This is a genomic window from Streptomyces sp. ACA25 (assembly GCF_028200735.1).
In the GTDB taxonomy this organism is placed as follows: Bacteria; Actinomycetota; Actinomycetes; order Streptomycetales; family Streptomycetaceae; genus Streptomyces.
In genome coordinates, this window is sequence record NZ_JAQKPV010000001.1 from 356,469 (window position 1) to 380,692 (window position 24,224).

23 protein-coding genes and 1 tRNA gene are annotated in these 24,224 nt (G+C 71.5%); 13 read left to right on the forward strand and 11 right to left on the reverse strand.

The window, feature by feature from the left end; all coding sequences use genetic code 11:
- Positions 1-63: 63 nt before the first annotated feature.
- Positions 64-939 carry a rhomboid family intramembrane serine protease gene (locus PJ985_RS01660; protein WP_271681654.1) on the reverse strand — a complete coding sequence of 292 codons (876 nt, stop codon included), beginning with the start codon at positions 937-939 and terminating at the stop codon, positions 64-66.
- Positions 940-1,121: 182 nt separating this feature from the next.
- A complete protein-coding gene (locus PJ985_RS01665) occupies positions 1,122-1,661 on the reverse strand; it encodes a peptidylprolyl isomerase (protein WP_271681655.1) in 540 nt (179 codons plus the stop codon).
- A 172-nt stretch (positions 1,662-1,833) separates the two neighbouring features.
- Between PJ985_RS01665 and PJ985_RS01670 the strand changes: the two genes are divergently transcribed.
- On the forward strand, positions 1,834-2,652 hold the full coding sequence (locus PJ985_RS01670; RefSeq protein ID WP_443033387.1) for a DUF5324 family protein: 819 nt from the start codon (positions 1,834-1,836) through the stop codon (positions 2,650-2,652).
- A gap of 146 nt (positions 2,653-2,798) precedes the next feature.
- Here the strand turns inward: PJ985_RS01670 and pknB are convergent, their stop codons facing one another.
- The 6 genes from pknB to PJ985_RS01700 form a co-directional block, all read right to left on the reverse strand.
- Positions 2,799-4,760, reverse strand: a complete 1,962-nt coding sequence (gene pknB, locus PJ985_RS01675; RefSeq protein ID WP_271681657.1) for a Stk1 family PASTA domain-containing Ser/Thr kinase — start codon at positions 4,758-4,760, stop codon at positions 2,799-2,801.
- Between the two features lie 235 nt (positions 4,761-4,995).
- A complete protein-coding gene (locus PJ985_RS01680; protein WP_271681658.1) occupies positions 4,996-6,459 on the reverse strand; it encodes a peptidoglycan D,D-transpeptidase FtsI family protein in 1,464 nt (487 codons plus the stop codon).
- The gene (locus PJ985_RS01685) at positions 6,456-7,877 is read right to left on the reverse strand and encodes an FtsW/RodA/SpoVE family cell cycle protein (RefSeq protein ID WP_271681659.1); all 1,422 of its coding nucleotides are present in this window, start codon (positions 7,875-7,877) and stop codon (positions 6,456-6,458) included. Before PJ985_RS01685 ends, PJ985_RS01680 begins: the two co-directional genes overlap by 4 nt.
- Before the next feature lie 11 nt (positions 7,878-7,888).
- Positions 7,889-9,349, reverse strand: coding sequence for a PP2C family protein-serine/threonine phosphatase (locus PJ985_RS01690; protein ID WP_271681660.1), 1,461 nt, complete (start codon positions 9,347-9,349; stop codon positions 7,889-7,891).
- A 72-nt stretch (positions 9,350-9,421) separates the two neighbouring features.
- Positions 9,422-9,925 carry an FHA domain-containing protein FhaB/FipA gene (locus PJ985_RS01695; RefSeq protein ID WP_271681661.1) on the reverse strand — a complete coding sequence of 168 codons (504 nt, stop codon included), beginning with the start codon at positions 9,923-9,925 and terminating at the stop codon, positions 9,422-9,424.
- Between the two features lie 10 nt (positions 9,926-9,935).
- Complete coding sequence (locus tag PJ985_RS01700) at positions 9,936-10,745, reverse strand: FhaA domain-containing protein (RefSeq protein ID WP_271681662.1); 810 nt, start codon at positions 10,743-10,745, stop codon at positions 9,936-9,938.
- A 362-nt stretch (positions 10,746-11,107) separates the two neighbouring features.
- On the opposite strand from PJ985_RS01700, the gene PJ985_RS01705 reads away from it, so the two are divergent.
- Together PJ985_RS01705 and PJ985_RS01710 are read left to right on the forward strand one after the other, a co-directional pair.
- A tRNA-Leu gene (locus PJ985_RS01705) sits at positions 11,108-11,191 on the forward strand.
- A 306-nt stretch (positions 11,192-11,497) separates the two neighbouring features.
- Positions 11,498-12,034 (forward strand): DUF2087 domain-containing protein, encoded by a 537-nt coding sequence (locus tag PJ985_RS01710; RefSeq protein ID WP_271681663.1) that lies wholly within the window; start codon positions 11,498-11,500, stop codon positions 12,032-12,034.
- Between the two features lie 58 nt (positions 12,035-12,092).
- Here PJ985_RS01710 and PJ985_RS01715 read toward each other — a convergent pair whose 3' ends face one another.
- From PJ985_RS01715 to PJ985_RS01725, 3 genes are all read right to left on the reverse strand, one after another.
- Positions 12,093-12,536 carry a hypothetical protein gene (locus PJ985_RS01715; protein WP_271681664.1) on the reverse strand — a complete coding sequence of 148 codons (444 nt, stop codon included), beginning with the start codon at positions 12,534-12,536 and terminating at the stop codon, positions 12,093-12,095.
- A gap of 115 nt (positions 12,537-12,651) precedes the next feature.
- Positions 12,652-12,798 carry a hypothetical protein gene (locus PJ985_RS01720; protein WP_271681665.1) on the reverse strand — a complete coding sequence of 49 codons (147 nt, stop codon included), beginning with the start codon at positions 12,796-12,798 and terminating at the stop codon, positions 12,652-12,654.
- The gene (locus PJ985_RS01725) at positions 12,795-13,046 is read right to left on the reverse strand and encodes a hypothetical protein (protein WP_271681666.1); all 252 of its coding nucleotides are present in this window, start codon (positions 13,044-13,046) and stop codon (positions 12,795-12,797) included. Before PJ985_RS01725 ends, PJ985_RS01720 begins: the two co-directional genes overlap by 4 nt.
- A gap of 143 nt (positions 13,047-13,189) precedes the next feature.
- On the opposite strand from PJ985_RS01725, the gene PJ985_RS01730 reads away from it, so the two are divergent.
- The 10 genes from PJ985_RS01730 (at position 13,190) to PJ985_RS01775 (ending at position 24,218) form a co-directional block, all read left to right on the forward strand.
- Positions 13,190-14,008, forward strand: a complete 819-nt coding sequence (locus PJ985_RS01730) for a helix-turn-helix domain-containing protein (RefSeq protein WP_271681667.1) — start codon at positions 13,190-13,192, stop codon at positions 14,006-14,008.
- Positions 14,005-14,232, forward strand: a complete 228-nt coding sequence (locus tag PJ985_RS01735; RefSeq protein ID WP_271681668.1) for a DUF397 domain-containing protein — start codon at positions 14,005-14,007, stop codon at positions 14,230-14,232. Before PJ985_RS01730 ends, PJ985_RS01735 begins: the two co-directional genes overlap by 4 nt.
- 265 nt (positions 14,233-14,497) lie before the next feature.
- Positions 14,498-14,956, forward strand: coding sequence for a DUF4383 domain-containing protein (locus PJ985_RS01740; RefSeq protein WP_271681669.1), 459 nt, complete (start codon positions 14,498-14,500; stop codon positions 14,954-14,956).
- A 270-nt stretch (positions 14,957-15,226) separates the two neighbouring features.
- Positions 15,227-16,384 (forward strand): DUF3344 domain-containing protein, encoded by a 1,158-nt coding sequence (locus PJ985_RS01745; RefSeq protein WP_271681670.1) that lies wholly within the window; start codon positions 15,227-15,229, stop codon positions 16,382-16,384.
- Between the two features lie 22 nt (positions 16,385-16,406).
- Positions 16,407-17,633, forward strand: coding sequence for a glycosyltransferase (locus PJ985_RS01750; RefSeq protein WP_271681671.1), 1,227 nt, complete (start codon positions 16,407-16,409; stop codon positions 17,631-17,633).
- Entirely contained in the window at positions 17,630-19,144 is a 1,515-nt protein-coding gene (locus PJ985_RS01755) for a sugar transferase (RefSeq protein WP_271681672.1), read from the forward strand. The genes PJ985_RS01750 and PJ985_RS01755 overlap by 4 nt, the downstream gene beginning before the upstream one ends.
- Positions 19,145-19,227: 83 nt before the next feature.
- Complete coding sequence (locus PJ985_RS01760) at positions 19,228-20,628, forward strand: O-antigen ligase family protein (RefSeq protein WP_271681673.1); 1,401 nt, start codon at positions 19,228-19,230, stop codon at positions 20,626-20,628.
- On the forward strand, positions 20,625-22,256 hold the full coding sequence (locus PJ985_RS01765) for a lipid II flippase MurJ (RefSeq protein ID WP_271681674.1): 1,632 nt from the start codon (positions 20,625-20,627) through the stop codon (positions 22,254-22,256). Before PJ985_RS01760 ends, PJ985_RS01765 begins: the two co-directional genes overlap by 4 nt.
- Complete coding sequence (locus PJ985_RS01770; RefSeq protein WP_443033356.1) at positions 22,246-23,097, forward strand: polysaccharide deacetylase family protein; 852 nt, start codon at positions 22,246-22,248, stop codon at positions 23,095-23,097. Before PJ985_RS01765 ends, PJ985_RS01770 begins: the two co-directional genes overlap by 11 nt.
- Entirely contained in the window at positions 23,094-24,218 is a 1,125-nt protein-coding gene (locus tag PJ985_RS01775) for a glycosyltransferase (RefSeq protein ID WP_271681675.1), read from the forward strand. Before PJ985_RS01770 ends, PJ985_RS01775 begins: the two co-directional genes overlap by 4 nt.
- The last annotated feature ends 6 nt before the right edge of the window (positions 24,219-24,224 follow it).

Consider the following 24,224-nt stretch of genomic DNA (forward strand, 5'->3'; position numbering starts at 1 on the left):
CCCGGTTCTGCCGCCGTCCGGAGGTGCCGCGAGCGGCCCGCCACGCTGCCCGTCGCGTCGTGCTCAGAGCAACTGGGCGGTGCGCACGACGCATGCCACCACGAGCACCAGCAGCACGGCTCCGCACGTCCCGTACTGCACGAGCGTCCGCTTGTCCCGGGGCGCGTGCACCATGCCGAAGGCGATCGCGGCGCCGGCGATCAGCCCGCCGAGATGGGCCTGCCAGGCGATGTTCAGACCGGGCAGGAACGTGACGACCAGGTTGATGGCCAGCAGGATCAGGATCGGCCGCATGTCGTGCTTCAACCGCCGCATCAGGACGGCCGTCGCACCGAACAGCCCGAAGATCGCGCCGGAGGCTCCCAGCGACAGCTGGTTCGGGGCGGCGAGCAGGTAGGACAGGGTGCTGCCGGCCAGCGCGGAGATCAGGTACAGGGCGAGGAAGCGGGCCCGCCCGAGCGCTCCCTCCAGGTTGGGCCCGAGGATCCAGAGTGCCAGCATGTTGAAGCCGATGTGCCAGAACTGCTGGTGCAGGAACGCGGAGGTGATCATGCGGTACCACTCGCCGCTCGCCACCCCCATGGTCTCGGTGGTGAACGGGCCCGCCGCGGCGTAACCGAGCATGCCGAGATCACGGACCACCTGGTCACCGCCGCCCAGCACGGTCACGAACATCACCGCGTTGAGGCCGAGCAGGATCTTGGTCACCAGCCGGGGGTCCTTCGCCAGCGTGCCACCGGCCAGATTGCGGGGCTGCATGGCGCGGGTGGCCTCCGAGGCGCCGCGGACGCACTGCGGGCACTGGTAGCCGACCGAGGCGGAGATCATGCAGTCCGGGCAGATCGGCCGGTCGCAGCGGGTGCAGCGGATTCCCGTTTCCCGGTCCGGGTGGCGGTAGCAGCCCGCCAGGCCCGGCTGCCGTCCCTGCTGCTCGGTCATGGCTTCCTCTCCCCTGCCCCGCGCCCGGACCCCTGCACCACCGTCGGGGCAGGCGGCGGTGCTGCCCGGCCTGCCGACGGTACCCGGCCGGGCGTCCGCCCGGGAACCGGGCGGACGTCGCCGCGGGCTGCCGCGGCCCCCTGATCCTACGGACTGGGGTGCCGGGTGCATTCCCGCAGGGGTCAGCCCTTACGGGTCTCGATGGTGACCGACTCGATCACCACGTCCTGCACCGGCTTGTCGGTGCGGGGGTCGGTGGCCACCCCGCCGATGGCGTCCACCGTCTTCTGCCCGGCTGCGTCGGTGACCTCGCCGAAAATGGTGTGCTTCCCGGTCAGCCAGGTGGTCGGGCCCAGGGTGATGAAGAACTGCGACCCGTTGGTGCCGGTGCCCGCTCCGGCGTTGGCCATGGCCAGCAGGTACGGCTTGGTGAAGGCGAGGTCCGGGTGGATCTCGTCCTCGAACTCGTACCCGGGACCACCGGTGCCGTTGCCGAGCGGGTCTCCGCCATGGATCATGAAACCGCTGATCACCCGGTGGAACACGGTCCCGTCGTACAGCTTGTCGGTCGACTTCACCCCCGTTGCCGGGTTGGTCCACTCGCGGGTGCCCTCGGCGAGCTCGACGAAGTTCTTCACCGTCTTCGGGGCATGGTTCGGGAAGAGCCGCACCTCGATGCTGCCGTGGTTGGTCCTCAGGGTGGCGTAGAGCTGCTCAGCCACGATCTACCTTCCAGTTACGTGTCATGACGGTCCCCGATCCTGCCACGACTCCGCGACACGCCGTGCCCCGGATGCCCGATTCGCGTGCCTGAAGGCTCCATAACCGGCATGATTTGCGTACGACCGGACAGGGCGATGGCAAGACATGACCGCCACCGACAAGGAGGAGATCGTGAACCGCAACGAACGCGTGCGCGCGGCAAGCGGCAGCGTGAAAGGCAGTGTGCGGCAAGCGGCGGAGGTGGTAGGGCCCTACGCCGTGACGGCCAAGGACAGCGCCAGGCAGTACGCGCAGGAGGCCGGTACGTACCTCAAGCCGCACGCCCGCCGAGCCGCCGAGCTGGCCAAGGAGCACTACGACGCCCACCTGGCAGCCCGGGTCGAACACGCCCGCGGGACCCTCCCGAACGGGGTGCACTTCCCGAACGGCATGGAGGACGCCGCCCTCCGGGCGGCCGAGCGAACCCGCAGCACCGCGCACAAGGCGCGGGCGGCTGCGGGACCCCGGCTGGAGCAGGCCCTCGCGGCGGCCGGACCGGCACGCGAGGAGGCAGCCGCTCGCTCCACCGCGGCGATGGCCGCCCTGCGGGGAGAGGTCACCGCCAAGGAGGTCGACCGCCTCGTGCGCCGGCGGCGCCGGCGTGCCAGGACCGGCCGGGCCGTCAAGTGGATCGGGGTGACCGGTCTGCTCGCAGGCGGCGCGGTGGTCGCCTGGAAGTGGTGGGACCGGCAGACGAACCCGGACTGGCTGGTGGAACCGCCGCCGCCGACGGAGCTCAGCGACTTCGGTCCGCCCGCCGAGGAGACCAGGAAGACCCCGCTGGAGGACGAGGTCAAGTCCGAGCAGCCGGACACCGGCCCTGGGGCGCTCGCCGCGCAGAAGGCCAAGGAAGCCGCGGAGAAGGCCAAGGAAGCGGCGGAGAAGGCCAAGGGCGCAGCCCAGAAGGCGAAGGGCGCCAGGAACGGGGACGGCACGGGCGAACAGTCCTAGCGTCGGACAGGTCCGGCCTGCGCGCTGTGCCGGTCGGGACACCGGCGGAGCCGGGGCCCGACCCGGTCCGGTGAAGCTCCGGACCACATGCGCGGAGGGGGCGGAGAACTCACAGTTCTCCGCCCCCTCCGCGCTTGCCCGGGGCGTCAGTCGTCGTCGCCGATGCCGCCGATGAAGCCGCTGCCGCCGTCGTCGCGCGTGGTGAAGAACCTGACGGTGTCACCCTCCTTGACCGTCGACCCGGCCGGCGGGTCGCTGCGTTCGATCACGGCGCGGGGGCCGTCAGGTCCGTCGCTCTCGACCTTGATCCCGAAGCCCTTCAGCTGCTCGCGCACCCAGCGGTAGTTCTGCCCGGCGTAGTCCGGCAGGGCGAACTCGGCCGGCTGCTCCTCTTCCTCTTCTTCCTCCTCCGGGGGGATCGCCACGGTCAGCACCACCTGGGTGCCCGGCTCACGCTGCTGCCCGGCGCGGGGCTCCTGCGCGATCACTGTGTTCGCCGTGCGGCTGTCCTCCGCGTCGCGGCGGACCACGGTGAAGCCGTCCTGCTCCAGCTGGCGCTTCGCGTCGTCGTAGGACAGGTTGACCACGTCGGTCACCTCTTTGGTGTCCGGCGCGGTGGCGACCGTCAGCACGATCGTGTCGTCCCGCTGGGCTTCCTCACCCGCGCCGGGACTCTGCCGCAGGACCGTTCCGTCCTCCTGCTCGGTGGTGACCTCGGTCTCCCGGTCGACCTGGAAGCCGGCGTCCTCCAGGGTGCCGCGGGCGCTGTCGTAGTCCTCACCGACGACGTCGGGCACCTCGATCGCAGCCGGCCCCTCCGACATGATCATGGTGATGACGTCGCCCTCGTTGACCTCTGTGCCCTCGGGCGGGTCGGTCTCGCAGACCGTGCCCTCCTCCTCGTCGCACGGCTTGCTGTCGCCCTGCACGGCTTCCAGACCGCCGTTGTCCGCCCGACCCTCGGCCTCCTCGAAGGTCAGCCCGGCGAAGGAGGGCACCTTCACCTGGCTCGGTGGCGGGTCGTTGCCGAACAGCGCCGCGCCGATGAAGATCGCTCCGATCAGGACCAGAATGCCGGCGACCACCAGCAGGATCGTGGAGGTGTTGCTGTTCTTCTTCTGCCGGCGGCCCGCGCGCCCGCCGTAGCCCTCGTCGGCGGCGGGCATCATCGCGGTGGCCGGCCCGCCGGGCTGCGGGCGCAGGGCCTGCGTGGGGCGGTCGTCGTAGCCGTAGCCCACCGCGCCCAGGGCGGCAGCCGCGGCCACCGGGCGGCCGTCCAGGGACGCCTCGATGTCGGCGCGCATCTCATCGGCGGACTGGTAGCGGTAGTCCGGGTCCTTGGTCAGTGCCTTCAGCACGATGGCGTCGGTGTCCGGGGTGATCTCCGGGTCGTACACGCTCGGCGGCTGCGGCTCCTCGCGGACGTGCTGGTAGGCGACCGCGACGGGGGAGTCGCCGATGAACGGCGGCCGCACCGTCAGCAGCTCGTACAGCAGGCACCCGGTGGAGTACAGGTCGGACCGGGCGTCCACCGTCTCACCCTTGGCCTGCTCGGGCGAGAGGTACTGGGCGGTGCCGATCACCGCGGCCGTCTGCGTCATCGTCATGCCCGAGTCACCCATGGCGCGGGCGATGCCGAAGTCCATGACCTTGACCTGTCCGGTGCGCGTCAGCATGACGTTCGCCGGCTTGATGTCGCGGTGCACGATGCCGTTGCGGTGCGAGTACTCCAGCGCCTGGAGGATGCCGATGCACATCTCCAGGGTGCGTTCGGGCAGCAGCTTGCGGCCCGAGTGCAGCAGCTCGCGCAGCGTCGAGCCGTCGACGTACTCCATCACGATGTACGGAATCGAGATGCCGTCGACGTAGTCCTCGCCGGTGTCGTAGACGGCGACGATCGCGGGGTGGTTCAGCGAGGCCGCGGACTGCGCCTCGCGGCGGAACCGGGCCTGGAACGTGGGGTCGCGGGCGAGGTCGACGCGGAGCGTCTTGACCGCGACGGTGCGGCCGAGGCGGGTGTCATGGGCCAGAAAAACCTCGGCCATGCCCCCGCGGCCGAGCACCTGGCCCAGTTCGTACCGCCCGCCGAGGCGACGCGGCTCTTCCATGATTCCAGCCCTCTCCGTACGTCCCGGCCCCAGGATCGGCCAGGCGGTGTGCTGTGGGCCCGTGTGGGGGCCCGGGCATACGCTACCCGGCGGGGTCAAGCCCGCCGGTTCACGGTGGTCCGCCGATATCCAACCGGTATCGCACCGCGGTGAGTCGGCCGATGGCGGCCGGCTCACGGTAAGACGTGCGGGAGCGGCGCGCGGTTGTAACGATTGCCGCAGCATGCCGCCCGGGTCAGTTCTGGCTGCCGAGCACGGCCTCCATCACGTCCTTGGCGATCGGTGCGGCGAGGCCGCCGCCGGAGACCTGGCCGTCGTCCGCGTTGCTGTCCTCGACGACGACGGCGACGGCGACCGGGGAGCCGTCATCAGTCTTGGCGTAGGAGATGAACCAGGCGTAGGGCCGCTCGGCGTTGTCCACACCGCGCTCGGCGGTGCCGGTCTTGCCGCCGACGGAGACGCCGGGGATGGCCGCCCGGTTTCCGGTGCCCTCCTCCACCACGGTCTCCATGGCCGCCTGCAGGGCCTGCGCATTGGCCGGGGAGAGCGGCTGACTCAGCTCGCTCGGGGTGTGCTGCTCGATGACGTTGAGGTTCGGTGCCATCAGCCGGTCGACCATGTACGGCTCCATCAGCTTGCCGTCGTTGGCGATCGCGGCGGTGACCATGGCCATCTCCAGCGGAGTGGCCCGGTTGGAGGCCTGGCCGATGCCGGCCTGGGAATTCTGCGGGGCGTTGTCCTCGGGATAGGAGCTGGCGACGACCCGGACCGGGACGAAGTGCTCCTCGTTGAAGCCGAAGGACTCGGCGGCCTCGATCATCTTCTCGTTGCCCAGATCCGCGCTGATCCCGAGGAAGATGTTGTTGCAGGACCATTGGAGGCCGACGATGATGTTCGCGTCCTCGCACCCCACGTTGTTGATGGAGTTGGGCACGGTGTTGGTGGAGTCCGGGAGCTGGAAGGGGACCTCGTAGTCCGTCTTCTGATCGATCTCCAGCAGGCCGTTCTCCAGGGCCGCTGCCGCGGTGACGACCTTGAAGGTCGAGCCGGGCGGGAAGGTTTCCCGCAAGGCCCGGTTCAGCATGGGCTTGTCGAGGTTCTCCTCCTCCTGGAGCGCCTGCCAGGCCTCGCTGTCCGCGTTGCCCTGCCCGGCGAAGCCGGAGGGGTCGTAGGAGGGAGTGCTGGCGAGGGCGAGGATGGCTCCGGTGCGCGGGTCGATGGCTGCCACCGCGCCCTTGCTGTCACCGAGGCCCTCGAACGCGGCGCGCTGCGCGTCCGCGTTGAGAGTGGTGACGACGTTGCCGCCCTTCTTCTCCTTGCCGGTGAGCATGTCGATGGTCCGGCTGAAGAACATCCGGTCGTCGTCACCGGTCAGGACGGAGTCGTAGATGCTCTCCAGTTGGGTGGTGCCGAACGCCTGGGAGGCGAAACCGGTGACCGGCGCCCACATCTCCCCGTCGGTGTAGGTGCGCTTGTACCGGAAGTCGGTGCCGTCGGCTTCGACGGAACCGGTGACGGCCTCGCCGTCCACGATGATGTCGCCGCGCGGCTGGGCATAGCGCTCGATCGCCACCCGCCGGTTGTTGTTGTCGCTCTGCAGTTCGTCCGCCTGGACGAACTGCACGTAATTGACGCGGATGAGCAGCGCGAGAATGAGCAGGCCGCAGAAGATGGCGACCCGCCGCATCGGTTTGTTCATGCTCGGACCACCTGTGTCTGTTCGGCGTCCGTGGTGGGCGCCGGTGTGGGTGCGGGTCGGCGGGCGGTGTCGCTGATCCGGAGCAGGATCGCGACCAGAGCCCAGTTGGCGATCACCGAGGAGCCGCCCTGGGCCAGGAAGGGCATGGTCATGCCGGTGAGCGGAATGAGGCCGGTGACACCGCCCGCCACGACGAAGACCTGGATGGCGAAGACGCTGCTGAGACCCACCGCCAGGAGCTTGCCGAACGGGTCGCGGGCGGCCAGGGCGGTGCGGAGGCCGCGCTGCGCAAGCAGGCCGTAGAGCAGGATCACGGCCATCAGGCCGACCAGGCCGAGCTCTTCGCCCACGGTGGCGAGAATGTAGTCGCTCTTGGTGGCGATCCCGCCGATGAGCCGGGAGTGGCCCTGCCCCAAGCCGGCTCCGAGGAGACCGCCGGAGCCGAAGGCGTACATGGCCTGGGCGGTCTCGGTCACACCGCCGTTGGCGCCGAGGGCGAGCGGGTTGAGCCAGTTGTCGACCCGGACCCCGACGTGTTCGTTGAAGGAGGCCACGACGACCGCTCCGGTCCCGGAGAGCAGCAGGCCGAAGACGATCCAGCTGGTGCGTTCGGTGGCGACGTAGAGCATCACCACGAAGATCCCGAAGAACAGCAGGGACATGCCGAGATCCGTCTCGAAGACCAGGATCATCAGGCTGAGCGCCCAGATGGCCAGGATCGGGCCGAGGTCGCGCCCGCGGGGAAGGTACAGGCCCAGGAAGCGGCGGCTGGCCAGGGCGAGCGCGTCCCGCTTGACCATCAGGTAGCCGGCGAAGAAGACCGCGATGATGATCTTGGCGAACTCACCGGGCTGGAGGGAGCCGACGCCCGGGATGGTGACCCAGATGCGGGCGCCGTTGACCGGGGGGAAGAACATCGGGGAGACGAGCAGGGCGAGCGCCACCAGCATGGAGATGTAGGTGTAGCGCTGCAGGATGCGGTGGTCCTTCAGGAGGATCAGCACCCCGATGAAGAGGGCGACCCCGAGGAGCGACCACAGCAGCTGGTTCGGCGCCATGGGCCCGCCGAGCGCGGGTGTGGTGATGCCGGGCTCCTGGTCGAGCCGCCAGATGAGGACCAGCCCGAGGCCGTTGAGCAGCGTGGCGATGGGCAGCATCAGCGGGTCGGCGTAGGGGGCCCAGCGGCGCATCACCAGGTGGGCGGTGCCGGCCATCAGCCCGAGGCCGAGGCCGTAGCCGAGCATGCCCGTCGGCAGGGTGCTCTCCAGGGCCAGCCCGGCGTTGGCGTACGCCAGAACCGTGATGAGGACCGCGAAGACGAGCATGGCGAGCTCGGTGTTGCGGCGGCTGGGGAGCCCACTGGTGGAGACGGTGGTGTTGCTGGCGGTGTTGCCGGTGGAGGTGCTGGCGGTGCGCATGGCTCGGGCCTCTACGTCGTGCAGTGCCTGGCGAGCTGCTGCTGGGTTTCGGAGAGGCGGGGCAGCTCGGGAGCGGCGGCCGCGTCGCCGTCCTCCGTGTCCTCCGTGTCCTCCGTGTCCTCGCCGGAGTCGGCGGCGTCGTCCTCAGCGGCTTCGGGCTCCGGGGAGGGCGACCGGGCGGCCTGGCGCTCGGCGAGGAGGCGGCAGGCCTCGGCCTGGTCGCCCAGCTCGGTGATCTTGGAGCGCGCTTCGCGGAGGCTGTCGGTGGAGATGGCGTTCTCCAGCTGGGTGCGCTGGAAGGCCGGGAGGTGCTCGAGGGAGATCTCGGGGTGGTCCTCGTGGACGTTGCTCAGGCTGAGCGGTCCGAGGTCCTGGCTGACTCCCTGGTAGAGGGCGACGTGGCCGTCGTTGGCGGCCACGAAATACTGGTCCTGGGTCCAGCGGTAGCCGGCGTACAGCGCGGCGGCGAGGACGGCGAGGGCCAGCACCAGAAGCATGCTGCGCTTGATCCACCGGCGCCGGGGCCGCCCGGGCAGGTACTCGTCGTCGGTGAACGCGCCGAAGGTGCCCGGCGGGTGGGAGCCGTCCGAACCGGGTTCACCGGTGGCCGGCCTGCCGAGCTCCCGGGCCCGGGCCGCCGGAGTGGTGGGGGAGCTGCTGCCGGTGTTCGGGACCTGGCTCTCGGCCACCGCTCCGACGACCTGCGGTGCGTCGTTCAGTTGCTGGGCGAGGGTGTCGCTCTCCCCGGCGTCGACATCCAGGACATCGGCGATGATGCAGGTGATGTTGTCGGGGCCGCCGCCGCGGAGGGCGAGCTCGATGAGCTCCCGGATGGTGTCCTGCGGCGGGGCGAAGGCGCCGAGGGTGTCCTGGAGGGTCTCGTGGCTCACGACGCCGGACAGCCCGTCGGAGCACAGCAGGTACCGGTCCCCGGGGCGGACCTCGCGGACGGAGAGGTCCGTCTCGATGTGGTCGGCGCTCCCCAGCGCCCGCATCAGCAGGGACCGCTGCGGATGGGTGGTGGCCTCTTCCTCCGTGATCCGGCCCTCGTCGACGAGCCGCTGCACCCAGGTGTGGTCCTGGGTGATCTGGCTGAGGAGGCCGTCGCGCAGCAGGTAGGCGCGGGAGTCCCCGACGTGGACGAGTCCGAGCCGCTGGCCGGTCCACAGCAGGGCGGTCAGGGTGGTGCCCATGCCGTCGAGCTGCTGGTCCTCCCGGACCATTCCGCGCAGTCGATCGTTGGCGTGCTGCACGGAGGCGTCGAGCGAGGTGAGGATGTCGGAACCGGGGACGTCGTCGTCCAGCGGGACGAGCGTGGAGATGACCTCGGAGCTGGCCACTTCGCCGGCGGCCTGCCCGCCCATGCCGTCGGCGACGGCGAGCAGCCGGGGGCCGGCGTATCCGGAGTCCTCGTTGTGGTCGCGGATCATTCCTGTGTGGGACCCGGCCGCGAATCGCAGTGCCAGACTCATGCTCGTCTCACCTGTCGGCTCGGGGGAACTCCGCACGGTGCCCGCCCTCCGGTCGTCATGTTGGAGTGGAACCTACTTCCGCAGCTCGATGACCGTCTTGCCGATGCTGATCGGCGCGCCCGGTCGGATCGGCGTCGGGGTGGTGAGCCGGGCCCGATCGAGGTAGGTCCCGTTGGTGGACCCGAGGTCCTCCACGATCCACTGGCCGTCGCGGTCGGGGTAGATCCTGGCGTGGCGCCCCGAGGCGTAGTCGTCGTCCAGCACGATCGTCGAGTCGTGTGTCCGGCCGAGCGTAATGGTCTGCCCTTGCAGGGCAACAGTGGTTCCGGCCAGGGAACCGCCGGTGATGACCAGCTTGGTCGGCGCACCGCGGCGCTGCCGCCCGCCACGCCCGGAGGGCTGGGGGCGACGGGCCGGCCGGCCTGCCTGCGGGCCTGCGGCGGGCCGGGCAGCCGTGCGCTGGGTGACCCGCGTGCCGAACAGGTCACTGCGGATGACCTGTACGGCCACGATGACGAACAGCCACAGGACGGCCAGAAAGCCCAGCCTCATGACTGTCAGGGTCAGCTCTGACATTGCCCCCGATTCACCCTTCGGCTTGCCGGTAGATGATAGTGGTGCTGCCCACAACGATGCGGGAGCCGTCGCGGAGCGTAGCGCGCTTCGTGTGCTGTCCGTCCACCACGATGCCGTTGGTGGACCCCAGATCACGGACGGCAGGGGGCTCGGTGGCCTGAATCTCGCAGTGCCGGCGGGAGACGCCGGGGTCGTCGACCCGTACGTCGGCCTCGGTACTGCGGCCCAGCACCAGGGTGGGGCGGGAGATCTGGTGCCGGGTGCCGTTGATCTCCACCCAGCGCCGGGTGCGGGTGCCGTACGCGGGTGGAGCCGCGTAACGCGGAGCTGAGGGGGGCGGCCCGGAGGGTAGGGGGGGCGGCGGTCCGGCGGGCGGGCCCTGAGGGGCCGGCTGTCCGGCGACGGTGCCCGGTGAGCCGGACGGGGCCGGTGAGCCGGCGGAGGAGCTGGTGGCGAGGGTACGGCTGCGGACCCGGTACAGGCCGGTGTCGAGGGTCTCCGACTTCTCCAGGTGGACCTGGATCTCGCCCATGAAGGTGTAGCGCTGCTGTTTGGCGTAGTCCCGGACCATGCCGGCGAGTTCGGTGCCGAGCTCCCCGGAGTAGGGGGCGAGCCGGTCGTAGTCGCCGGTGCTCAGGTCGACGATGAAGTCGTTGGGTACGACGGTCCGCTCGCGGTTCCAGATGGTGGCGTTGTTGTCGCACTCGCGCTGCAGCGCGCCCGCGATCTCCACCGGCTGCACCTCGGACTTGAACACCTTGGCGAAGGTGCCGTTGACGAGACCCTCAAGGCGTTGCTCAAAGCGCTTCAGTACTCCCATGTAGCACCTCCTTCTCCGGGTTTCCGGCGGTCATGCGCGTGCCGTGCGCCCCCGCGGCTCTGCGGTAGGGCTTACTGATCGTATCCACGCCCGAGGCCGTCCAGTGGTTCCCGGGCTGCGCTGCCCCGCGTGCGCGTTCCGGGGGCCGCTCCCCAGGATGGTAGAGGGAGCGCCCAGGACAGTGTCCCGCATGTGCGCGGCCGCGTGGTGACCTTGTGGATACCTGGCCGTGGGGGAGCCGGGAAGCCAGGTGAGGGCCCCTGCCGGACCGTGCTAGCCTTCTGGATGTCGGCAGGTGCTTCCACCGCCACCGGGCAGAACGGCCCCGGGGGATGTGGCAGAATCTCACCGACAGCACCCATGCGCGGGTGGCGGAATAGGCAGACGCGCTGGATTCAGGTTCCAGTGCCCGAAAGGGCGTGGGGGTTCAACTCCCCCCTCGCGCACTCCGGGTAGTTCGCAGAACTTCCCAGGTCATTGGTGGAACCCCCGCTCCGGATCTCTCCGGAGCGGGGGTTCTTCCGTGTGTGCGGAGCGTGCGTCCGGGGCAGGGGTGAGTCGCGTCACAGTGCGGTCCGGTCGCCGCCCTCAGGGGGCGTTTCCACGTCGGAACGGCCCTCCTTCACGTGGAAACGCGCCCGATGCCCTTTCACCACAAACCGGTGTGCACGGCGGGCCGGATCGCTGTAGTAATGAGGGCGTCCGAGGCTCCAAGACGACCGGGGCCCGGAACGACAACCGAAGGGACACCGATGAACACGGGCCCTGCCGAGGACGTCCCGCCCTCCTGCCGCGATGTGGTCGGTCTCCTCGCCCAGACCGACCGGCGCGCCGCTTACGCTGCCCTCGCCCTCGGGGCAACCACGGTGACGGAGGTCGCCGAACTGGCCAGGCTCCGCCCACCGGCCGCTGCCGCCGCGCTGCAGAAGCTGACGGACGGCCGGATCGCCGCCTTCGACAAGGAGAAGCGCACGTACACGCTGCTCGACGACGCCCTCCGGCTCGCCGTCCAGGCCGAGGTCAGGCTCTCCGGCCGGGGCAGCGGGGACGGGGCGGGCTCCTACTTCCGGCGTGGCCGACTCACCTCCATCCCGGGGAAGGCGGAGGTACGCAGCCGGGTCCTGGCCGTGGTGAAGGACTCCTTCGAGCCCGGCGTGGCCTACTCCGAGGCCAAGGTCAACGCGATCTGCGGCGAATGGCTGGACGACTGGGTGAGCCTGCGCCGTGCCCTCGTGGACGAGGGGCTGCTGGGCAGAAACGAGTCCGGCACCACCTACGAGCGCGTCTGACGCAGGGGCGTCCCGGCCGACCGCCCCGACCGGGTTCCGGTACGAGGTGCGGGAGGCGTCACGCGTCCGCGTAGTGGGGCGTCACCGATCTCCAGTCGTTCAGGAAGTCGAGCGCGATCGGCCGGCACGACAGCGAGTAGTAGACGTCCGCGTCACATGTTCCCCCTACGCGGTCCGGGCCCCCGGCGTTGACGCTGATGTGCCGGCCGTCCAGCAGGGCGGACAACTGTGTTTCCTGGTAGCGGAGATCGACGAGCCATTCACGGAACACCCGCCCGGGGTTCGGGGCATTCGGAGCGACGGGCCGCAGGCTTCGCACCGGGAAAGGGCCGTGGCCCGGGAGTGGGTCGAGGGCATCGGAGAGGCGACGGGCTTGACCACGCAGCCACCGCAGGGCCAGGGACGGAGTAGCGGCCCCGTAGCCGCCGAGGGCCCATTCACCGGCCGCGTCAGGGCTGCGGGCCACGACCTCGCACCAGTAGCCGTCATGCACGGCGGTCATCGCCAACCCCCGAGCATCCAGCTGGAAGGGCGGGTCCCGCGCAGGCGGCAGGCGAGGCGTTCCCGGTTCCGGGCCCGGTGCCGCACCCCGCCGTCCGCCGTCCGCCGCTCGCGCATCACCGCTCCTTCAGCAGATTGAAGTGGTCCGTGATGAGTGCGGTCAGCGCCTCCAGCCGGTCGTGCAGCTCAGCAAGTGAGGGCGGCGCCTCGTCGGACGCGGTCTCTTCCTCGCCGTGGTCACCGGTGGGTGCCTGTTCCGTCACCGCGTGCCCCCGGACGCCGTGCCGGCCAGGAGAGCGACCGTCAGCGCGCGGGCGGTCTCCACATTGCAGCGCCCGAGCTCCACAAGAGGAGGGTGGCAGGAGAGGAAGGGGGCGCTGGGGCCGGCATCCACCCACAGGGACGGCAGCGTGATGCCGAGGGTCCTCAGCGCGTCCTCCAACGCGTCGCACGCCGTCTCGGCGTCCTCGACCGGGTCGGTTACCACGTGGTCCTGCTCTGTCGTCGTCATGCCTGCCACTCCGTACACAGTGTTGTTCGTCCCTCGCGTGAGGCGGATACTTACTTTGTGTACTCCCACCATCACCAGGGAGTCGTACGCTCAACAGGGGTAGGAGGTTTCCAAACGAGTTGGAAAGCAGGGAAGTTGTACGTATGAGCGAGCTATCACCCGAGCCTGCGAATGGGCTGGAGTGGTTCGGTCGCGAACTGGCGGCGGCACTGGACCATCAGGGAGCCACCCAGCGGGAGCTCGCCGACTTCACTGGCTACAAGGAGCCGTATGTCTCCAAGGCGAAGAACGGAAAGGCTTTGCCCTCACCGGAGTTCGCTGCGGGCTGCGATCGATTTTTCCGCACCTCGGGATACTTCGCCCGGCTGCACACCCGGGTCAGCGAACGCGGACACCCCGACTGGTTCATCCCGTACGTGAACCTGGAGAAGGACGCGGTCGCGATCGAGGACTACAGCAACGCATTCATCATGGGTGTGTTGCAGACCCCGGAGTATGCCGAAGGCACCTTCCGGGCCACCCACCCGCGTGAGACCCATGAGCAGATCAAGACCCGGGTCGAAGCTCGCCTGCAACGGCGGGACATCATGGAGCGGGAAGCGCCCCCGCTGCTATGGGTCATCCTGCACGAAGCAACGTTGCGCACGGTGGTCGCAGGCGGTTCCGTCATGCGCGGCCAGCTTGAGCACTTGGTCAGCGAAATGGCAACTCCGCACATCACAATGCAAGTTCTGCCCTTCAAGGCGGGTGCCCCTGCCTCTTCCCTTCCGTTTACCCTGCTCACACGGGAGGACGGATCAACCGTCCTGTACTCGGAGACCAGGGAGAAGGGGCACGTGTCCGACTCAGCGACAGCGGTAGCGAGCGCCCGGACCACCTATGAGCGCCTGCGCGCGGCCGCTCTGTCTTCGGAAGAGTCACAGACCCTTATCCGACAGATCGCGGAGGAATACGCCTCATGAGCAGCACCTCGGAGCCCGGCGCCATCATCTCGTGGGTCAAGAGCACGTACAGCGGTGGCGAAGGTGGCCAGTGCATCGAGTGGGCACCGGGGGATGCGGCAGCTCACGGCGTGGTAGCTGTCCGTGACAGCAAGATCCCCCAGGGGGCGAGCCTCCGGGTCTCGCCTGCCGGCTGGGCCGGGTTCGTGACAGCGGTCAAGCGCGGCGACCTGGACGCCGGCTGAGACTTCCGGCCACCTTGTGGCGCGGCGCAGGAGCGCCGGCGGGGGCAGCCCGCAACAGCTCGGGTGACAGGTGGAAGGACAGGGTGCCTTCCGGGCAGCGACGAACGCTTGCCCGGGGGCACCTTTCGTTGTGCCCGGTGCCCGATCCGGCACCGCCGGAGTCACTGGGCTATTAGAGGTATATCCGAGTATTTGCTGTTTTCGGAGGAGGGTGCCGGGTACACAGTCACGGTCCGTATCCGTGTGTGGACAGGAGATGAGAGCGATGGCGCACAGCAACCCGATGTCGGGGGGCGGCACCGGCCGGTCACCGGTTTCTCTGGCGGCCCTGCTGGTGGGCGTGGTGTTCCTGCTGGTGGGCTTGCTGGGCTTCGTGCCCGGTATCACCACCGACTACGACACCATGGAGTTCGCCGGTCACGAGTCGGAGGCCATGCTCCTGGGCATTTTCCAGGTGTCGATCCTGCACAACATCGTGCACCTCGGCTTCGGCGTCGCCGGCGTGCTCATGTCCCGGGCGAGCTCCACGGCCCGGATCTTCTTGATCGGCGGTGGGGCGATCTACCTGGTGCTGTGGATCTACGGCCTGGTCATCGACCACGAGAGCGACGCCAACTTCATCCCGGTGAACACCGCCGACGACTGGCTGCACTTCGTTCTCGGCGTCGGCATGATCGCCCTCGGCCTGATCCTGCCCCGGAGAACCGGTCATCGGGCCGCCTGAGGCCCGGTGCGGTCCGGGAAAACCCGGCCCCGCGAGTCCGCAGGAGCCGCAGAATGACTATCTTTCCTGCATACATTAGTGAATTGATCGTTTAGTTCACTAATTTGCTCCACGTGTTTCGCGTGCCTCCACTATTTCTTTCTGTCAAGGTTCACAACTGCCCGGCAGAAGCAGAAATACAGAGTGGAGGGCGGGGTTATGGGCAATCTCCTGCGAGGCGCCGAAGGGCGTCGCGTGCTTCTCGGAGCACCATCGCGTGCTGTCATCGGAGTGCTGTCCCGGGCGGTCCGGGGGCGTCCCGGCACTGCGGCGCAACGCCGCGAAGCGGCCGGGAGCCACCGTCACCGGACCGCTTTCCGGCGCGCCGCACTGTGCACGCTGTCGTCGCTGCTGCTGCTGGTGGCGCTGCCGTCGGCACCCGCGGCGTCCTCGGTGAAGTCGGCGCCCACTGTCGCCTTCACCGAGCGCTTCCGTGCCGTCCAGCACGGCGGCATCGTGCGGGCCGCCAACTCCTCGATCACCTGTGAATCCTCGGCAACCCCGGCCGGCGCGCCCTGCGCCATGGCCCGGATGGGGGCCGAGGGCCGCAACGGCGACGGCGAGATGACATACATCGACATCGACGGTCAGCGCGACACGTACAACTCCAGCAGTGCGGAGCTGGTCATGCCGGCCGGCTCCCGGGTGACCTACGCCCGGCTGTACTGGGGCGCCAATCTCCGCGTCGGGGAGCAGAAGCCGGCCCGCGACAACGGACGCGTGCTGATCGCCGAGCCCGGCGGGGCGTACAAGGAAGTGCTCGCGGACACCGTCATCGGACACCGCACCACCCCGCACACCGACGGCTTCTCGGCCTCCGCGGACGTCACCCGTCTGGTGCGGGACAGCGGATCCGGCTACTGGACCGTGGCCCAGATCAACGTGGCACGCGGTCACTCGGCGGCCGGTGCATGGGGCGGATGGACGCTGGTCGTCGCCTACGAGAACCCGGATGAGCCGCTGCGCCACCTGGTGATCCGGGACGGTTTCGAGACGGTCACCGCCAACCGCGAGCACCTCGACATGAGCGTGGCGGACCTGGCCATTCCGCGCGGCGCCTCCGGAAGCCTCGGCGTAGTGGCCTACAACGGCGACCGCGGCCTCCGGGGCGACTCCCTGAGCGTCCGCACCGGGGACAGCCGGGCCGTACGGCTCGGCGACGCCGCGAATCCGGTCGACGACGTGATGAACTCCACGATCGCCGACCACGGCCGGCACGTGGTCAACCGACGACCGGCCTTCACCAACACCCTGGGGTACGACTCCGACGTTCTCGACCTCACCCCGGCCATGGCCGCGGGCGGTGACCGCCTCGCGCTGCGCTTCACCACCGGCAGTGAGAGCTATCAGCTGGGCGTGGTGTTCCTGCAGATCACTACCCGCCGCTGAGGCCGAAGGAGCCGGGAGCACCGTGCTGAAACAAGCCACACCGCATCCCCCCGGGGACCATGGCCCGCTGACCGTGCTGCACGTCACGCAGCCGGTCGACGGCGGGGTCGCCAGGGTCGTCACCGACCTGGTCCGGGACCAGACCGCGGAGGGCCTCCGAGCCGTCGTGCTGTGTCCGCCCGAGGGCCCGCTGCCGCCGGCCGCCGCCGCGGCCGGGGCGGACGTACTGCCCTGGCCCGCGACCCGGGAACCCGGGGCCGGGCTCTCCCGGGAGACCGCGGGAATCGCCCGGGCTGTCCGGAACGTCCGGCCGGACCTGGTGCATCTGCACAGCGCCAAGGCCGGCCTGGCCGGCCGGCTGGCTCTCCGCGGACGGGTGCCCACGGTCTTCCAGCCGCACGCCTGGTCCTTCGAAGCGGTGAGCGGCCCCACCGCCGCGCTGGCCCTGCGGTGGGAACGGCACGCGGCCCGGTGGGCGCACCGGATCCTCTGCGTCAGTGACGACGAGCTGTGGCGCGGACGGGAGGAAGGGGTGTCCGCGCGCTTCCGGGTGATCCGCAACGGGGTCGACCTCGACCGCTTCCGTCCGGTGGGAAGCACCGTCCGGCGGCAGGCCCGTACCGGGCTGGCGACCCTCTACGGGCTGCCGCAGCGTGCGCCACTGGTGGTCTGTGTGGGCCGGCTGTGCCGGCAGAAGGGGCAGGACCTCCTGCTCAGGGCCTGGCCGGAGGTCACCGCCCGGGTGCCCGGGGCCCGTCTCGCGCTGGTCGGGGACGGCCCCTCCCAGGCCACCCTCCGCGCCGCGGCCCCCGCGGGCGTGGTGTTCGCCGGTGCCACCGGCGACCCGCTGCCCTGGTACGCGGCCGCGGATGTGGTGGTGCAGCCCTCCCGCTGGGAGGGCATGGCTCTGGCGCCGCTGGAGGCGATGGCCTGTGGCCGCCCGGTGCTGGTGACCGACGTCAGCGGGGCCAGGGAAAGCCTGCCGCCCGGCCGGGCGGACACCTGCCTGGTGCCGCCCGGGAATCTCCCGGCCCTGTCCGGAGCCCTGGCCGCGCTCCTGCTCGACCCGGGCCTCCGCGGAGCGCTGAGCAGGCAGGCCCGCGACCACGCGCAGGCCTTCTGCGACGTGCGGCGGACCGCTGCGGCCGTCCGTGGGCTGTACCGGGAGCTGCTGGGCGGCGAGCCGGGGGGCACGGTGACCGACACCCGCACCGCCGGTTGCGAAGCGAAGGAGCTCACGCGGCGATGACGACGGAGAGTGTCAGCCCATCCCCGACCGTCCCTCCCCGGACTGCGCCCGGTCCGTCCCGTGCGCCGGTGCTGCCCGCCCAGCCTCCCCGCGCTCAGGCCGGGTCCGCCGGGCCTGCGGCTCGCCGCCGCCCGACGCGCACCCCGGTGCCCGGCCTGCTGCTGGGCGCCGACGCGTTGGCGGCAGCCCTTGCGGCCTGGTGGGCGGGCGGTCTCCAGCTCGCCGCCTTCACTCTTCTCCCGGTGCTGGCGGTGCTGGCCGTGCTGCACTCCGGCAGCGGCCTCTACCGTCCTGGCCTGTCGGTGACCGCCCTCGAGGAACTGCCCCGGCTGCTCGGTCATGCCACGCTGGCCTGGGGCGCGGCCTGTGCCGTCCTCGCCGCGGCCCACCCGCCCGCAGCGGCCGACATGGTCACGCTCCTCGCCCTGGTGGGCGGGCAGGCGCTGCTGGCATGCCCGGCCCGGGGCGCCGTGCGGGCCTACGCGCGCCGCGTCGCGCTGCGCCGGCCGGCCTCGGCCCTCGTGATCGGCACCGCGCCGGAGAGCCGGCGGGTCCTCTCCGCGCTGTACGAGCACCCCGAGTACGGAATGCGGCCGGTCGGGCTGGTCCGGCTGTCCCCGGAGCCGGGACCGGTCCCGGCCTCGGGACCGGTCCCGGGTGACTCCCCGCTGCCGGTGCTCACGTCCACCTCCGCCGTGACTCGCGCGGTGGTGCAGAACGCGGTCCGGCACGCGGTGCTCCTTCAGGGGCCGGAGACGCAGCCGCGAGTCCCGGCCCTGATCCGGCTGCTGTGGTCGTACGGCTGCACCGTGTGGCTGCTCGACCCGGACCCGGTGCCCGGCGCCCGCCCTGCCCACCGCTGCCACCGCGACCGCCACGATCACCTGTGGGGCTACCCCTGCCGGCGGCTCGACCCGCCGCGCCGGCCACGTCCGGGAGGTACCGGCAAGCGGACGCTGGACCTGGTGGTGGCTGTCACGGCGCTCGCCGTCACCGCTCCCCTCCAGCTGGCCTGCGCGGGCGCGGTACGGCTGGCCGACGGGCCCGGCGTGCTCTTCCGGCAGCAGCGGGTGGGCCTGCACGGCCGGCCGTTCGTCATGCTGAAGTTCCGCACACTGCGGCCGACCGACGAGCGGGAGTCGGCGACCCGTTGGAACGTGGCGCACGACGGGCGGATGAGCGCCGTGGGCCGCCTGCTGCGCCGGACCTCGCTCGACGAACTGCCGCAGCTGTGGAACGTGCTGCGGGGCGACATGAGCCTGGTCGGCCCCCGGCCCGAACGCCCATACTTCGTCAGCCGGTTCAGCCGGGACCACCCCGGCTACGCGGATCGCCACCGGATGCCCGTCGGCATCACGGGCCTCGCCCAGGTGAACGGGTTGCGCGGGGACACGTCCATCGAGGACCGGGTGCGGTTCGACAACCACTACATCGACACCTGGTCGCTGTGGCAGGACGTCCGGATCCTGGTGCACACCGCCGGGTCCTGCGTCCGGTTCAGGGGCTGCTGACGGTGCGTCCGGCCCTGGCAGCGCCCACCCCACCCACCCGTGCGGCGCCGGCGCCCCCCGGCCCGAGCCGGGTCCGGCCGGCCGTGGCCTGGCCGGTGCTGCCGGTGGTGGCCACGGTCCTGCTGCTGTGCCTGCCCGGGGACCGCGGTCCGGCCGTCGGGGCGGCCGGCGGGCTGTCCGCCGCGGACATGGCCTCGGCGGTGCTGGTCGTGGTCTGCGCGGTGTGGCTGCTGCGCGGGCGCAGGCAGCCGCTGAGCGGAACGGCCGCCGTGGTGCCGGCCGCCCTCGCGGTCGCCCTCGCCGTGGTGACCGTCGCCTCCCACGATCCGGTGGCGAGCCTCAGCGGCTTTCTCCGCTTTCTCCAACTGTTCGTCCTGGTGCCGCTCGCCGTCCTGGTGGCGTTGCGCGGGCACCGGGACTTCCGCCTGGTGGCGGTCTCCGTGGTCCTGCTGGCCGCGGTGCAGGGCGCGGTCGGCACCCACCAGTACGTCACCGGTACCGGTGCCTCGTACATGGGCCAGGACATCCGTGCGGTGGGCACCTTCGGGCCGCTGGACGTGATGGGGATGGCGACCGCCGTCTCCTACGGCCTCATCATCGCGCTCGGCCTGGCGCTCGCCCCGCCCGCCACCGCGCCCCGGTGGTGGCGGCCCGCCGCGCTGGGCTGTGCGGCGCTGCTGCTGGTGCCGCTCTGCGTGTCGTTCAGCCGGGGCGCCTGGATCGCCACCGCCGTCGCGGCCACCGCGGTGCTGCTGCTCGCCGGGCTGCGGCAGGCCGTGCGGACGCTGGTCCTGGTGGTCTGTGCGGGGGTGGTGCTGGTGGGCGGAGCCGGTATCGGCTCGGGGATGATCGCGGAACGGCTGAGCAGCATCACCCAGGTGACCGGGACCCCCGACCAGTCGGTGACGGACCGGTACGCCATGTGGGCGGCGGCCCTCAGCATGTGGCGTGACGAGCCGTGGACCGGCGTGGGACCGCGGGGCTTCGCGGCGCACCGGGACGGGCACGCATCCGTCGCGCTCTCCTCGGCCAGCGACATCGCCGGGGCGGGGCGGGCGTTCACCCGGGAGCCGCTCCTCTCCCCGCACAACATGTACCTCCTCGTGCTGAGCGAGCAGGGTCTGGCCGGGGCCACGGCGCTCGCCGGGGCCTGGGTGGCCCTGATGCTGGGGGCGCTGCGCCGGCTCGCGGACCGGCGCCGCGCCGGGGAGGCCCTGGACACCGGGCTGATCGCGGCCGGACTGCTGATCTGGCAGACCGTCAACTTCCTGTACTCCGACATCGGAGGTTCCTCGGCGGTCCTCACCGCCGTGATGTTCGGGCTCATCGCCTGGTGGGCGCTGGCCCCCGCCTCCCTCGGCCGGTCCGGCCCGCGGCCGGCGGCGGCGCCCCCGGTCCCCGTCTCGCGATCCGGGTCCGGGTCCGGGGGGCGTGTGCCGGTGCAGGCGGCCCGGCCCGGCGAAGCGAACGGGGGCGCCCGGTGAGCGAGGTGACCAGCGGCACCCGGGCGGACGTCACGGCTGCCGCGTCCGAGCGGTTCATCGCCCGGGCGGCGGCGGTCACGGCGGCGCTCACCGCAGCCGGAGCCCTCTTCGGGCTGCTGCGCGACCAGACGCTCGCGCACCTCTTCGGGGCGGGCGGGGAAACCGACGCGTTCCTGGTGTCGTGGACCCTGCCCGAGGTCGCCGCGACGCTGCTCATCGAAGAAGGCATGGCCCTGGTGCTGATCCCGGCGTTCAGCCTCGCGCTGGCCCGGCGGGCGGCCGCCGGCTGCCCGGACCCCGATGATCCGGTACGGGCTCTGCTGCGCGCGACGCTCCCCCGGCTGGCGCTCGCGCTGGCGGTGCTGGCCGCGGTGCTGGCCGTCTCCGCACCCGTGCTGGTCAAGGTCCTCGCACCGGGTCTGACGGAGCCGCGGCTGGCCATCGACTGCATGCGTCTGACCGCCGTCACCGTCCTCACCTTCGGCCTCGCCGGGTACTTCAGCGCGGCGCTACGGGCGCACCGCAGCTTCATCCCCCCGGCGGCGATCTACCTGGTCTACAACCTGGGGATCATCGCGACCTCACTTACCCTGCACACGGTGTGGGGGGTGCGGGCCGCCGCCGTCGGCGTGGCGGTGGGCAGCGTCCTGATGCTGCTCGTGCAGCTCCCGTTCTTCCTGCGGCGGCTCCGGCTCCGGCTGCGGCTGCGCGGGCGGAGCCCGTGGCGCTCCGGGCTCCGGCGCGTGGGGCGGGCCACGCCGGTCAGCGGGCTGGTGGGGTTCGGCGTGGTCGCCCCCGTCGCGCTGTTCGCGCTGAGCCGGCAGTCCCAGGTGCTGGTCGAGCGGTTCTTCGCCTCCTCCCTGCCGGCGGGCGCCATCTCCCACCTGAACTACGCGCAGAAGGTGGCGCAGGTGCCGATGGTGCTGTCGCTGATGATCTGCACCGTCACCTTCCCGCTGGTCGCCCGGGCGATGGCGGACGGGCAGGTCGACCGGGCCCGGCGCCGGGTGGAGCGAGACCTGGTGCTGGCGGGCGTGGTGGTGCTGCTCGGAGCGGCCTACGTGGTCGCGTACGCCCCGCAGATCATCGAACTGCTTTTCCAGCGCGGGGCCTTCGATGAGCAGGCCACCGCCGCGACAGCCTCCGTGATGCGGGTGTACGCCCTCGGCCTCCTGGGACACAGCCTGGTGGGGGCGCTGGTGCGGCCGTTCTTCTCCGGGGCGCGCCCCATGTGGTACCCGCTGGCCGCGATGGCCGTCGGGCTGCTCATCACGGTGGGCGCGACAGCCGCCGCAGTGCCCCTCTGGGGCGTGCACGGCATCGCGGCCGCGAACGCCGTCGGCATCTCCGTCACCGCGCTCCTGCTGCTGCGCGGGCTGGGCACCCGGATGATCCCGCTCGACGTCCGCCGGGTGCTGACAGGTCTCGGCCGCCTCGTGGTGGCCGCCGTGGCCGCGCTGGCCGCCGGCTGGGCGATGGCGCTGCTGCTCGATCCGCCGCTGCTGACAGCCGCCCTCGGGGCGCTGCTGGTGCCGGCCGTCTTTCTCCTTGCCGCCCGGGCCGTCCGGGTCCCGGAAGCCGCCCTGTTGCTCTCCACTCTGCGAGGGAAGTTCTGCCATGTCCGGTGACGCGCCCGCTGCCATGCCGGCCGACCCGCCCGCCGACCCGCCCGCCGGGGAGCTTCGGGGGCCGGCCCGGTCCTCCCGCCGCCTCCCGCCGCCCTGGTTGCTGATGTACCACTCGGTGGCCGCACCCGAGCGGGACCCCTACCGGATCACCGTCTCCCCACAGCGCCTGCACCGGCAACTCGGCTGGCTGCGCGGGCGCGGTCTGCGCGGTGTCGCGGTGGCCGAGCTGCTGCGGGCGCGCGCCGCCGGGCAGGGCGCCGGCCTGGTGGGCCTGACCTTCGACGACGGCTACCGGGACTTCGTAGAGGAGGCCGTGCCGCTGCTGCGCAGGCACGACTGCACGGCCACCGTGTTCGTGCTGGCCGGGCGGCTCGGTGGCGACAACGCCTGGGACCCGGAGGGACCGCGGCGACCCCTGCTGACCGCCGACGGCCTCCGGGCCGCCGCCGCGGCCGGTATGGAGATCGGCTCCCACGGTCTGCTGCACCGGGAGCTGCCGTCCCTGAATGACACGGCGCTGCGGGAGGAGACCCTCCGGAGCCGGGAGCTGCTGGGGGAAGTGCTGGGTGTTCCGGTCGACGGCTTCTGCTACCCCTACGGCACGGTCGACGCCCGGTCCGTGGCAGCCGTGCAGGCGGCCGGCTACGGGTACGCCTGTGCGATCGACCCCGGCCCGCTGACCGGCCGGCACGCGCTGCCGCGTGTCCATGTCGGCGAGCGGGACACGGCCGGCCGGTTGTGGCTGAAGCGGCTGCTGCACCCGGTGCGCCGCCGTGGCCTGCCGGCCGTGCCGACGGCCGGGGCGTCCGGAACGGACCGGAGCACAGGAGCCGTACGGTGAGGGTGCTGCACGTCATCACGGGCCTCGGGGTCGGCGGGGCGGAACGGCAGCTGCGCGCCCTGCTGCGCCGGCTGCCGGTGACCTGCGAGGTGCTCACCCTCACCAACCCCGGCCCGGTGGCGGACGATCTCCGTGCGGACGGTATCCCCGTCACGCACCTGGGGATGGGCGGCAACCGGGACGTGGCGGCGCTGCCCCGGCTCACCCGGGTGATCCGCGAGGGCCGCTACGACGTGGTGCACACCCATCTGTACCGGGCCTGTGTCTACGGGCGGATCGCCGCCCGGACGGCAGGGGTGCGGGCGGTGCTGGCCACCGAGCACTCCCTCGGCGAGCACACCATCGAGGGTCGCCCGCTCAGCCGGGGCACCCGCGCGCTGTACCGGGCCACGGAGCGCTTCGGGTCGGCGACCGTGGCCGTCTCGGCCACCGTCGCGGAACGCCTGCGTGCCTGGGGGGTGCCCGCGGAGCGGATTCACCTGATCCCGAACGGCATCGAGGCCGAACGGTTCCGGTTCGACGCCGTCGCCCGGCAGGCGACGCGGGCCCGGCTCGGGCTGCCGGACGATGCCTTCGTGGTCGGCGGGATGGGGCGGCTGGTTCCGGACAAGCGCTTCGACGTCCTGCTGCGGGCGGTCGCCCGGCAGCCCGGTGCGCGGCTGCTGCTGGTCGGCGGCGGGCCCCAGCGCGCGGACCTGCACCTGCTGGCGGAGCGCCTGGGGATGTCCGGCCGGCTGGCCGATGTCGGCGAGTGCTCCGAGCCGGAGGTGCCCGGGTTGCTGGCCGCCATGGACGTTTTCGTGTCCGCCTCCGCCGAGGAGGCGTTCGGGCTGGCGGTGCTGGAGGCCCTGGCGGCCGGCCTGCCCGTGCTGCACGTCGCCTGTCCGGCCGTCGACGAACTGCCCGCGCACGAGGTTCCGGGAGCACGCCGGGTCGGCAGTGGGGTGCGGGAACTGGCGGACGCCCTGCGGGCAGAGCAGGCGTCCGGCGTCCGACGGCTGCCCGTGCCGCCCGCTGTGCACCGCTACGACATCTCCGGTGCCGCCGACCGGATCGCCGGTCTCTACGCACGCATCACCGGCGCCGTTCCAACCGGCGCCCGGTCCGATTCGAAGAGGTGAACACTG

Excerpts from the sequence above, each read along its gene's own strand:
- pknB (WP_271681657.1), bottom strand. The coding sequence starts at position 4,760 with ATGGAAGAGCCGCGTCGCCTCGGCGGGCGGTACGAACTGGGCCAGGTG.
- PJ985_RS01725 (WP_271681666.1), bottom strand. The coding sequence starts at position 13,046 with ATGACGACGACAGAGCAGGACCACGTGGTAACCGACCCGGTCGAGGAC.
- PJ985_RS01755 (WP_271681672.1), top strand. The coding sequence starts at position 17,630 with ATGACGACGGAGAGTGTCAGCCCATCCCCGACCGTCCCTCCCCGGACT.
- PJ985_RS01690 (WP_271681660.1), bottom strand. The coding sequence starts at position 9,349 with ATGAGTCTGGCACTGCGATTCGCGGCCGGGTCCCACACAGGAATGATC.
- PJ985_RS01710 (WP_271681663.1), top strand. The coding sequence starts at position 11,498 with ATGAACACGGGCCCTGCCGAGGACGTCCCGCCCTCCTGCCGCGATGTG.
- PJ985_RS01695 (WP_271681661.1), bottom strand. The coding sequence starts at position 9,925 with ATGTCAGAGCTGACCCTGACAGTCATGAGGCTGGGCTTTCTGGCCGTC.
- PJ985_RS01770 (WP_443033356.1), top strand. The coding sequence starts at position 22,246 with ATGTCCGGTGACGCGCCCGCTGCCATGCCGGCCGACCCGCCCGCCGAC.
- PJ985_RS01730 (WP_271681667.1), top strand. The coding sequence starts at position 13,190 with ATGAGCGAGCTATCACCCGAGCCTGCGAATGGGCTGGAGTGGTTCGGT.
- PJ985_RS01735 (WP_271681668.1), top strand. The coding sequence starts at position 14,005 with ATGAGCAGCACCTCGGAGCCCGGCGCCATCATCTCGTGGGTCAAGAGC.
- PJ985_RS01680 (WP_271681658.1), bottom strand. The coding sequence starts at position 6,459 with ATGAACAAACCGATGCGGCGGGTCGCCATCTTCTGCGGCCTGCTCATT.
- PJ985_RS01660 (WP_271681654.1), bottom strand. The coding sequence starts at position 939 with ATGACCGAGCAGCAGGGACGGCAGCCGGGCCTGGCGGGCTGCTACCGC.
- PJ985_RS01740 (WP_271681669.1), top strand. The coding sequence starts at position 14,498 with ATGGCGCACAGCAACCCGATGTCGGGGGGCGGCACCGGCCGGTCACCG.
- PJ985_RS01700 (WP_271681662.1), bottom strand. The coding sequence starts at position 10,745 with ATGGGAGTACTGAAGCGCTTTGAGCAACGCCTTGAGGGTCTCGTCAAC.
- PJ985_RS01685 (WP_271681659.1), bottom strand. The coding sequence starts at position 7,877 with ATGCGCACCGCCAGCACCTCCACCGGCAACACCGCCAGCAACACCACC.
- PJ985_RS01715 (WP_271681664.1), bottom strand. The coding sequence starts at position 12,536 with ATGACCGCCGTGCATGACGGCTACTGGTGCGAGGTCGTGGCCCGCAGC.